The organism is Micromonospora sicca, from assembly GCF_003172935.1.
Classification (GTDB): Bacteria; Actinomycetota; Actinomycetes; order Mycobacteriales; family Micromonosporaceae; genus Micromonospora; species Micromonospora sicca.
The window spans coordinates 1-9,955 of the sequence record NZ_QGKS01000360.1 but is presented as its reverse complement, the minus strand read 5'-3'; the positions used below and the strand labels follow the sequence as shown (position 1 = coordinate 9,955).

Here is a 9,955-nt window from a genome sequence, read left to right as displayed (position 1 = left end):
GGTGGGGGCCGGCTCGGGTTCCGGCGTGGGCGGCACCGGGGGCTGGGCCGGCTCCGGCGGCTGCGCGGGCTCGGGCGGCTCGGGGTTCACCGGCCCCGCCCGGTAGATCTTGGTGCCGCCGGCCTTCGCCGCCACCGCGGAACCGGCGGCGCCCGCTTCGTCGGCGGAGATCCGCCGCAGCCCCGGCACGGAGGCGCTGGCCCGGGCGGGTGCCGCGTCGGACGCCTCGGGTGGCCCCGGCATCGCCGGGCCCGGCGTGGGGTCCTCCGGGGTTGACGGGGGAGTGACCCGGGCGGATCCGGAGACGGTCGGGGTGGGCGCGGGACCGTCCGGGGCGGCCGACCGGTCCGGGTCGGGGTCGGCGGGCCGCTCGGCGGCGGCGAAGCCGGACCAGCTCGACGGTGCCGGGACCGAGGCGCCGGGCTGACGCCGGTCCAGCGGCGCCGGCTCAGCCGGGCTGCCCGCCCGGTACGTGGTGCCCGTGGCCGGTGCGTCCGGCGGTGCGCCGTCCGGCGGCGCGGCCGCAGCGGCCACGCTGACCCGGCCACGGGCCGCGCCGGTGCTCGCGCCCGCCGCGCCCTCGTCGTCCGTCGGGTCGGTCGTCGCCCGGGCGGGTGCGGGATCGGCCGGCCGATCGGTGGAGCCGGGCACGGGTCCCGGATGGACCGTCCCCGCCGGAACCTCTAGCTCGCCCATGCTCGCCTCCGCGCCCACGCTCGCACCCGGACCGCGACGGGCGGCCCGGGAGTGCCTGGATCTCACCGTGCCACATTCCGGCCCGGCAGCACAGCCGGAGTGGACGGTTACGGTCAGCTGGTGGCGCTCGGGCTGCCCGAGGTGGCCTCCGAGGCGCTGTCGGTCGGGGCGACGCTGCTCGTCGTCGGGGCGGGCTCGGTGCTCGTCTCCGGGCTGGGCGAGGTGGACGGGCTCGGCGTCGGCGACGGGGACGTGCTGGGCGACGGCGAGGTCGAGGGGCTGGTGCTGGGGCTCGGCTTCGTGGTCGTGGGCTTCGGCGTCGCGGTGCGGGTCGGCTTCGGGGTGGCCGTCCGAGTGGGCGTCGGGGTCGGCTTCGGCGTCGTGCTCGGCTTCGGCGGGGTGGTCGTCCGGGTGGGCAGTGGCACCGGGCTCGCCGGGGCGGGCACCGCGCCGACGACCCGGGTCGCGGCGTAGAGCCGGGTCCACCGGACGACCGAGATCTTGACGACGTCACCGGTTCGCGGCGCCTCGACCATCTTGCCGCCGCCGATGTACATCGCGACGTGGTGGATGCTCTGCCAGCTGCTGCCCGAGGCGAAGAAGAGCAGGTCGCCGGGGAGCAGGGCGGCGGGATCCACCGTGCGGGAGCGGGTGGCGTAGTACTGGTCCCGGGAGACCCGGGGCAGATCGCGGTAGCCGGCCGACTGGTACGCGGCGAGCATCAGGCCGGAGCAGTCGAACCGGTTCGGCCCCTCGGCCGCCCAGAGGTACGGGTCGCCGAGCTGGGCCAGGGCGTACCGCACGGCGGCCAGCGCCCGCGGGTCGGCGACCAGCCCGCTCACGCTCTGGCTGTTCACGTACGACGTGCCGATGCGCTGCTCGGCGGCGTCCTCGCGCTTCTCGATCTCGATCAGCCGCGCGGCGTTGTCCTTGCGCAGCTTGAGCAGCGTGGCTTCCTGCCGGTGCAGGGCCGCCTCAGCCGTCGCGTACGCGGCGTTGCGGTCCTGGACGCGGGCCTCGGCGGCGGCGTGCGCCTCCCGGGCGATCTGCTCGGCGGCGTTCGCCCGCGCCACCTCGCCGGCCACCGCGGTCGTCGCGCCCTCGGCCTTGTCACCGCGGGTGATCCGCTGGAGCGTGCTGAAGTCGCGCAGGTCGGCGCCGAACTCGCCGGGGGGCAGCGCGGCGGCGGCCTTGACCGCGTCGGCGGCGGCGGCCTTGGCGCTCTCCTGGGCGCGCAGGAGCGCCTCGTGGGCCCGCTGGAGCTCGGTGGCGGCGAGGGCGAGCTGGGCCCGCGCCTCGTCCCGCTCGCCCTTGACCTTGAGCAGGTCGTCGCCGAGCTGGCCGACCAGCGCGTCCACCGCGTTGATCTGGGCGATGAGCGGGCCGTCGCCCGGGTTGGCGGTCGCCGCGCCGGGTGTCGTGCCCGGTGTCGTGCCGAAGCCGCCGGGCGCGGCGGCGCCGGGCAGGCCCGGTACGGAGCCGGGCAGCCGCAGGCCGCCGGCGGCGACCGGGCGGGACCCGGCGTCGGGGACCGTGTCGGGCAGCGGTGGCTCGGCCCAGGCCGGGGTGGCCAGCGCGGCGGCGGCCACCGCGCCGAGCAGCGCGGACCAGAGCGCCGGACGCAGTACCGGCGAGATCACCGGACTCCCGCGTCGTTGCTGTCGGCCCTTTGCGCTGTCGACCATTCCGCTCCCCGTCCGGTCTGGCATGGTCCGCGCTCCGGCGGGCGCGGTGACCCGGGACGGTACCAGTGTGTGTTCCGCCCCATCCTGTCTTACCTCACGGACGCAGGGATGTCGATGCGCGGAGGGTGACGACCGGCTGAGAGTCCGGTGAACTACATCGCTGGGGTCGACCGGCCCGCCGGTGCGTCGGAGCACCGACGTACGCTCGACCGGGACCGCAGGTGGAAGGGACGTGGCTTTCGATGGACGCCGGACTCAAGCGCGAGCTCGAAGCGAAGGTGTACGCGGGCGAGCGGCTGACCCGTGAGGACGGGATCGCCCTCTACGACAGCGACGACCTCGCCTGGCTGGGCCGGCTGGCCCACCACAAGCGCACCGAGATGAACGGCGACCGGGTGATGTTCAACGTCAACCGGCACCTCAACCTGACCAACGTCTGCTCCGCCTCGTGCGCGTACTGCTCCTTCCAGCGCAAGCCGGGCGAGAAGGACGCGTACACGATGCGCATCGACGAGGCGGTCCGCAAGGCCAAGGAGATGGAGGACGAGCAGCTCACCGAGCTGCACATCGTCAACGGCCTGCACCCGACCCTGCCCTGGCGCTACTACCCGAAGGTGCTGCGCGAGCTGAAGGCGGCGCTGCCGAACGTCAAGCTCAAGTGCTTCACCGCGACCGAGGTGCAGTGGTTCGAGAAGATCAGCGGCCTGAGCGCCGACGAGATCCTCGACGAGCTGATGGACGCCGGCCTGGAGTCGCTGACCGGCGGCGGCGCGGAGATCTTCGACTGGGAGGTCCGCCAGCACATCGTCGACCACGCCTGCCACTGGGAGGACTGGTCGCGGATCCACCGGCTGGCCCACTCGAAGGGCATGAAGACCCCGTCGACGATGCTTTACGGCCACATCGAGGAGCCCCGGCACCGGGTCGACCACGTGCTGCGGCTGCGCGAGCTGCAGGACGAGACGGGCGGCTTCGCGGTCTTCATCCCGCTGCGCTACCAGCACGACTTCGTCGACTCCGCGGACGGCAAGATCCGTAACCGGATCCAGGCGCAGACCACGATGGCGTCGCCGGCCGAGTCGCTGAAGACGTTCGCGGTCTCCCGGCTGCTCTTCGACAACATCCCGCACCTCAAGAACTTCTGGGTGATGCACGGCCTGTCGGTCGCGCAGCTCTCGCTCAACTTCGGCGTGGACGACCTGGACGGCTCGGTCGTGGAATACAAGATCACTCACGACGCCGACTCGTACGGCACCCCGAACACCATGCACCGGGACGACCTGCTGCACCTGATCTGGGACGCCGGGTTCCAGCCGGTCGAGCGGGACACCCGCTACAACGTGGTCCGGGAGTACGACAAGGCGCCGTCGCTGGCCGAGCGCCGCGCCGAGCCGCAGCAGGTCTGGGCCTGACGCCGGACCGATGACCGAGCAGCAGCAGCGTCCGGCCTTTCCCCGCAGGGACGCCGAGGGACGGATCCTCACCCTGGGTGACCTGCTCGGGGTGAGCCTCGCCGGCCTGGTGATCGGGGTGCTGGCGCTGGTGCTCTTCGAGTGGGCGTTCGCCACGATGGGCGCCGGCGGGTTCGGCCGGACCAACGGCTGGCTGGCGGTGATCCTGCCGCTCTGGCTGTTCTGGGACGACTTCCGGGCCTGGGAGTTCGGCGCGGCCCGGGTGATCGCGGCACTCGTCGCCGCCGCGGTCGGGGTGTTCGCCGGGCTGCTGGCGGCCGGGCTGGCCGCCGGGTTGGCGCCGCTGGTCTCCGGCGCGCTGGCCGCGGCGGTCTTCACCCTGGCGTACGCGGTGATCTGGTTTCATGGCGTCCACTGGCTGGCCCGCCGGACGGGCTGAACCTCCCGCGCCGGGACACCGGGCGGCGGAGAACGGAGTGCGAACGTGAGCGCGGCGGTCAAGTACACGCTGGGCCGGATCGGGCTGTTCGTCGGCGTGCTGGCGGCCCTCTGGTTCATCGAGATGAACATGTTCCTGCGGCTGATGCTGGCGCTGGTGTTCTCCGCCGCGCTCTCCTTCTTCCTGCTCCGCGGCTGGCGCGACGAGATGGCCGGCGAGATGGCCGAGGCGTCCGAGCGGCGCCGGGCCGAGAAGGAGCGCCTCCGGTCCGCGTTGGCCGGCGACGACCGGTCCGCCGAGGACGAGCCGGGCGACCAGCCCCGCTGAGCCGTCACAAGGCGGGGCAGCGGGAGAGATTCCGTCCCGCTAGGGTCTGGCTCCGTGATGGACAGGATCAATGACTGGCGGCTGAAGTTCTTCCTCTGGATCGGGCTCCCCGTCATCGCGGTGATGGGGCTCGCCTTCGCGGCGCCCGACCTCGTTCCGGCCTGGCAGGCGAAGTCCGGCGGCGGCGTGCCGGGCACGTTCACCGCGGTCAGCGAGCAGTGCGGTCGCCGCAACTGCAGCTGGTACGGCGACTTCGTGGCCGACGAGGGCGGCGCGGCCCGCAAGCAAGTCCTCCTCTACGACGCGCCCGACGGGCTGGCCCGGGGCGGCACGGCTCCCGCCCGGGACACCGGGGCCGGCAAGGGCGTCTTCGCCGCCGCGGGCGGCTCGACCTGGCTGCTGGTCACCGGGTTCACCGTGGCCGCGGCGCTCGCCGCGGTCGGCTGGGTGGTCCTCGTGGTCACCACGGTCCGCCGCCGGCGCCGCGACGCGGCCGCGATCGACCGGCTGGCCGGGACGCCCGTACAGCGCTGAGACCAACGAAACGACGGGCCCGGCACGATCGTGCCGGGCCCGTCTCCGTCGGTTCCTACCAGTTGGTGGAGCCGGGGACCTGCGGCCACGGCCGGTCGGCCGGCTTGATCAGGTACGCGATGCCGCCGGAGCCGCTCGCGACCGTGCCGTTCGCCCGGTACCGCTTGGTCCGCAGCCAGATCTGCTCGAACTGCTCCCGCTTGTAGACGTTGCGCACCTCGGCGTCCGAGGAGGAGGCCGGGTCGTTGACGATCACGTCACCGTCGGGGGTGAAGCCGACCACCACGAAGAGGTGCCCGGAGGTGCCGTAGTTCGACCCGTCCAGCTCGGTGCCGAGGAAGGACTGCGAGGTGACCACGGGGATGCCGGCGGCGATGAAGCGCTCCACCTCGTCCAGCGAGTGCAGCCGGGTGACCCTGGCGTCGATGCCGGGGAAGCTGGCCGCGTACGCGGTGTTGAACGGCCAGTTGCCCGCGCCCTCGTACTCGTAGTCCCAGGTCATCCGGGCGGCGTAGGCGACCTGCGGGTCGGTGTAGCCGGGGGTGATCCAGGACATGTCCTCGGCCGAGGGCAGCTTGCCGTAGTACTCCAGCACCATGGTGGTCGAGGTCGGGCTGCACCAGACCTGACCGCCGCCGCCCCACTCCGGGTAGTTGCCCCGGTGGATCATCTGGGAGCGGGCCGGCACCGGCAGTTCCGTGCCCCAGGCGATCCCGCCCTTGCTGGGCGTGACGGTGAACCGGTCCGGCACGTTGGAGCTCATCGCGCCGAGCATCCAGACCCAGGGCGAGGCCGTCTGGCCCGGCGCGCGGTAGAGGGTGAGCTTCAGCTGGTACGACCGCAGCAGCACGCCGGCCTTGGCGTCGTCGATGGAAAAGGTGTCGGTCCAGATGCTCGACCAGGGGTCACCCTGGCCGTCCAGGGTGGCCCGCGTGACGTCCTGCTCCCCGGAGGCCCAGCGACCCATCACGTACCAGGGGGTCTGGCTGCCGGTGTTGTACGTCCCCTGCAGCTCGACCTGGAGCCAGGTGCCCGCGGGGGTCTCGGCGTTCCACGAGGCGACCAGTTCGGTGGCGTCGAAGCCGATCTGCCGGTGCGGGGACGTCCAGGTGGCGTACTCCCAGCTGCGGGTGGCGCCGGTGTGCTCGTCGGTGAACTCGGTGGTGCCGGCCGGCTGGCCGATGGTGATGCCGGTGCGGTGGCCGGGGATGGCGTACGTCCCCTGGTGGGTGCCGCCACGCCAGTCGGGGTGCGACGACCACTCCTGGAAGGTGATCTGCTCGTCGTGCTGGACGACCGGCAGGTTGTTGTCGGCGTGGACCGGCGCCGTGGCGCCGAGCAGGGCGAGCGCGGTGACGCCGGTGAGGGCGACCGCGCGCAGGGCTGGTCTGAACATGGCAACTCCGCGAAGTGAGGAGGGTGGGACATCCCTGCCGGCCGCCGTAGGGCGTCGGCGGGAGCTTCGGTCGGTCGATGGCGGGCCCGTGCCGGACGGCGACCGGGCCCGCCGCCGCTACCAGTTGGTGGAGCCCGCCACCTGCGGCCAGGCGACGTCGGTCGGCTTGATCAGGTAGACGATCCCGCCGGAGCCGCTGCCGGTCCCGCCGCTGGCGGTGGTCCGCTTGGTGCGCAGCCAGATCTGCTCGAACTGTTCGCGCTGGTAGACGTGGCGCACGGCGTCGTTGCTCGGCGACGCCGGGTCGTTGGCGATGACGTCACCGTCGGCGGTGAAGCCGACCACCACCATCAGGTGCCCGGAGGTGCCGTAGCCCGCGCCGTCCAGCTCGCTGGCGAGGAAGGACTGACTGGTCACCACGGGGATGCCGGCGGCGATGAAGTGCTCCAGCTCGTCCAGCGAGTGCAGCCGGGTCACCTTCGCCTCCAGCCCGGGGAAGCCGGCCGCGTACGCGGTGTTGAAGGGCCAGTTGCCGGCGCCGTCGTACTGGTAGTCGTACGTCATCCGGGCGGCGTGGTTGACGGTCGGGTCGGGGTAGCTGGGGTCCACCCAGGACGTGTCGGCCGCGGACGGCCCCCGGCCCCAGTACTCGACCACCATCTCCGTCGAGGTCGGCGAGCACCAGGCCTCGCCGCCGCCGTCGTACTCCGGGTAGTGGCCGGCGTGGATCTCCTGCGAGTGGCGGGGAACGGCCAGCTCGGTGCCCCAGGCGATGTGGCCGGCGCTGGGGGCGACGGTGAACCGGTCCGGCACGTTCGAGCTCATCGCGCCGACCGACCGGACCACCGGGGCGGCGGCCTGGGCCGGGTCGCGGTAGAGGGTGAGCCGGAGCTGGTACGCCCGCAGCAGCACGCCTCTGCTCGGATCGTCGACGGCGAACGTGTCGGTCCAGATGCTGGAGGTCTTGTCGCCCTGCTTGTCGACGCTGGTCCGCTTGATGTCGGCGTCGCCGGAGGCCCAGCGCCCCAGCACGTACCAGGGGGTCCGGGTGCCGGTGGTGTAGGTGCCCTGGAGTTCGACCCCGATCCAGGTGCCGGCCGGGGTGTCGGCGTTCCAGGACGCGACCAGCTCGGACGCGCCGAAGCCGACCTCGGTCAGCGGCGAGGTCCAGGTGCCGTACGCCCAGGTGCGCCGGATCCCGGTGTGCGGGTCGCGGTAGACGGTGGTGCCGACCGGCGTGCCGAGGGTGAGTCCGGCGGCGGTGACGGCGGTGCCGGCGGTGGCGCCGGCGGCGAGGGCGGCGCCCGACCAGCCCTGCCAGGTGATCTGCTCGTCGTGGGCGAGGGTGCCGGTGGCCGGCTTGGCGGCCTCGGCGGGGGCGGTGGTGCCGAGGAGGGCGAGCGCGGTGACGCCGGCGAGGGCGGCGGCGCGCAGCGGTGTCGTGACCATGGCAGCTCCACGGGTGTGCGGCTTTCCTTGCCGTTCACTGTCCCGTCTGGAAGGAAGTTTCGGAAGACATCAAACGATGGAAAATCTTTGCCGCCGTGAGGATCCGGCCGGGATGGGCCAAGGGAACGATGAATGTTGATATGACCATGTGACTGCTGGTGAAGTGGCGGACAACGGGATCTCCCGTACCCCGAGGAGGTTGTCCATGGCCCTCCACCCGTCCCCGCTCCGCCGCCGGCTCGCCCTCGTCGCCGCCGTCGGCCTCGGCCTCGTCACCGTCGTCACCGGCCCGGCCGCCGCCCGGCCGGCCCCGGACCGGTCCGCCGAGCCGGCCGCCGCCGGCTACCGGGTCCTCGGCCCCCGCACCCTCGCCGACCGGAACGCCGTCGCGCGCACCGGCGCGGCGATCGACTACTCCGAACACGGCGTCCTGCACGTCACCGCAACCGGCACCGAGGCCGCCGCGATCACCCGGCTCGGCTTCCGGCTGGAGAAGGACGCCCCGCCGGCCCCCACCGGCGGCGCCGGCACCCTCGCCTTCCCGCCGGCCGACTCCAACTACCACGACTACGCCGAGCTGACCGCCGTGGTGAACCAGGTGGTCGCCGACCACCCCGCCATCGCCAGGAAGAGCAGCATCGGCACCTCGTACGAGGGTCGGGACCTGATGGCGGTGAAGATCTCCGACAACGCCGGCACCGACGAGAACGAGCCCGAGATCCTCTTCAACGCGCAGCAGCACGCCCGCGAGCACCTGACCGTCGAGATGGCGATCTACCTGCTCAACCTCTTCACCGACAGCTACGGAACCGACTCCCGGATCACCAACATCGTCAACTCCCGGGAGATCTGGATCGTCCCCACCGTCAACCCGGACGGCAGCGAGTACGACATCGCCACCGGGTCGTACCGGTCCTGGCGGAAGAACCGGCAGCCCAACAGCGGCTCGTCGTACGTCGGCACCGACCTGAACCGGAACTGGTCGTACCAGTGGGGCTGCTGCGGCGGCTCGTCCGGCTCCACCTCGTCGGAGACCTACCGCGGCCCGTCCGCCTTCTCCGCCCCGGAGACGCAGGCGCTGCGCAACTTCGTCAACAGCCGGGTGATCGGCGGGGTGCAGCAGATCGAAGCCAACATCGACTTCCACACCTACTCGCAGCTGGTGCTCTGGCCCTTCGGTTACACCACCGCGAACACGCCGACCGGGATGAGCGCGGACCAGTACAGCACCTTCGCCACCATCGGCCAGCAGATGGCGGCCAGCAACGGCTACACCCCGGAACAGTCCAGCGACCTCTACATCGCCGACGGCACCAGCATCGACTGGATGTGGGCCGCCCACGGCATCTGGGCGTACACCTTCGAGATGTACCCGGGCTCGGCCACCGGCGGCGGCTTCTACCCGCCCGACGAGGTCATCCCCGCGCAGACCTCCCGGAACAAGGAGGCGGTGCTGCTGCTCGCCGAGTACGCCGACTGCCCGTACCGGGCGATCGGGAAGCAGTCCCAGTACTGCGGCACCGGCGGGGGCGGCACCACGGTCTGGTCGGACACCTTCGAGACCGCCACCGGCTGGACCACCGACCCGGCCGGCACGGACACCGCCACCACCGGGGTGTGGGAACGCGGCGCCGCCCAGGCCACCAGCTCCTCCGGCGCCAAGCAGCTCACCCCGTACGCCGGGAGCAACGACCTGGTCACCGGCCGGCTCGCCGGCACCGCGGCGGGCGACTACGACGTCGACGGCGGGGTGACCAGCGCCCGCTCCCCGGCGGTGACCCTCCCCTCGACCGGCACCCTCACCCTCTCCCTGGCCTGGTACCTGGCGCACGGCTCGAACGCCTCGTCGGCGGACTACCTCAGGGTCAGCGTGATCCACAACGGCGGCACCACCACCCTGCTCAACTCCGCGGGTGCGGCCACCAACCGGAACGGCTCGTGGGCGGTGTCGAACCTCGACCTCACCCCGTACGCGGGCCAGTCGGTGCGGATCCAGGTCTGTCTCTTATATACATCT

8 protein-coding genes and 1 pseudogene are annotated in these 9,955 nt (G+C 72.6%); 5 read left to right on the top strand and 4 right to left on the bottom strand.

The window, feature by feature from the left end; translation table 11 throughout:
• Nucleotides 1-696, bottom strand: a pseudogene (locus tag DKT69_RS29165) (hypothetical protein); the annotation flags it as partial.
• 113 nt (nt 697-809) lie between these two features.
• A complete protein-coding gene (locus DKT69_RS29160; protein ID WP_201749917.1) occupies nt 810-2,381 on the bottom strand; it encodes a C40 family peptidase in 1,572 nt (523 codons plus the stop codon).
• Nucleotides 2,382-2,623: 242 nt separating this feature from the next.
• Between DKT69_RS29160 and mqnE the strand changes: the two genes are divergently transcribed.
• The 4 genes from mqnE to DKT69_RS29140 are packed head-to-tail and all read left to right on the top strand — an operon-like array spanning nt 2,624 to nt 5,093.
• Nucleotides 2,624-3,793, top strand: coding sequence for an aminofutalosine synthase MqnE (gene mqnE, locus DKT69_RS29155; RefSeq protein ID WP_109804673.1), 1,170 nt, complete (start codon nt 2,624-2,626; stop codon nt 3,791-3,793).
• A gap of 10 nt (nt 3,794-3,803) precedes the next feature.
• On the top strand, nt 3,804-4,232 hold the full coding sequence (locus DKT69_RS29150) for a hypothetical protein (RefSeq protein ID WP_109804672.1): 429 nt from the start codon (nt 3,804-3,806) through the stop codon (nt 4,230-4,232).
• A gap of 45 nt (nt 4,233-4,277) precedes the next feature.
• Complete coding sequence (locus DKT69_RS29145) at nt 4,278-4,559, top strand: DUF4229 domain-containing protein (protein WP_109804671.1); 282 nt, start codon at nt 4,278-4,280, stop codon at nt 4,557-4,559.
• Nucleotides 4,560-4,616: 57 nt separating this feature from the next.
• Nucleotides 4,617-5,093: a hypothetical protein gene (locus DKT69_RS29140; protein ID WP_109804670.1), complete on the top strand. Its 477-nt coding sequence runs from the start codon at nt 4,617-4,619 to the stop codon at nt 5,091-5,093.
• A 55-nt stretch (nt 5,094-5,148) separates the two neighbouring features.
• Here DKT69_RS29140 and DKT69_RS29135 read toward each other — a convergent pair whose 3' ends face one another.
• Nucleotides 5,149-6,489 (bottom strand): C39 family peptidase, encoded by a 1,341-nt coding sequence (locus DKT69_RS29135; protein ID WP_109804669.1) that lies wholly within the window; start codon nt 6,487-6,489, stop codon nt 5,149-5,151.
• Nucleotides 6,490-6,606: 117 nt separating this feature from the next.
• Nucleotides 6,607-7,938 (bottom strand): C39 family peptidase, encoded by a 1,332-nt coding sequence (locus DKT69_RS29130; protein WP_109804668.1) that lies wholly within the window; start codon nt 7,936-7,938, stop codon nt 6,607-6,609.
• A 205-nt stretch (nt 7,939-8,143) separates the two neighbouring features.
• On the opposite strand from DKT69_RS29130, the gene DKT69_RS29125 reads away from it, so the two are divergent.
• The coding region (locus DKT69_RS29125) for a M14 family metallopeptidase (protein WP_109804667.1) at nt 8,144-9,955 on the top strand (1,812 nt) is incomplete at its 3' end.

Coding starts and splice junctions, on each gene's coding strand:
- DKT69_RS29140 (WP_109804670.1), top strand. CDS start 4,617: ATGGACAGGATCAATGACTGGCGGCTGAAGTTCTTCCTCTGGATCGGG.
- DKT69_RS29130 (WP_109804668.1), bottom strand. CDS start 7,938: ATGGTCACGACACCGCTGCGCGCCGCCGCCCTCGCCGGCGTCACCGCG.
- DKT69_RS29150 (WP_109804672.1), top strand. CDS start 3,804: ATGACCGAGCAGCAGCAGCGTCCGGCCTTTCCCCGCAGGGACGCCGAG.
- DKT69_RS29160 (WP_201749917.1), bottom strand. CDS start 2,381: ATGGTCGACAGCGCAAAGGGCCGACAGCAACGACGCGGGAGTCCGGTG.
- DKT69_RS29135 (WP_109804669.1), bottom strand. CDS start 6,489: ATGTTCAGACCAGCCCTGCGCGCGGTCGCCCTCACCGGCGTCACCGCG.
- mqnE (WP_109804673.1), top strand. CDS start 2,624: ATGGACGCCGGACTCAAGCGCGAGCTCGAAGCGAAGGTGTACGCGGGC.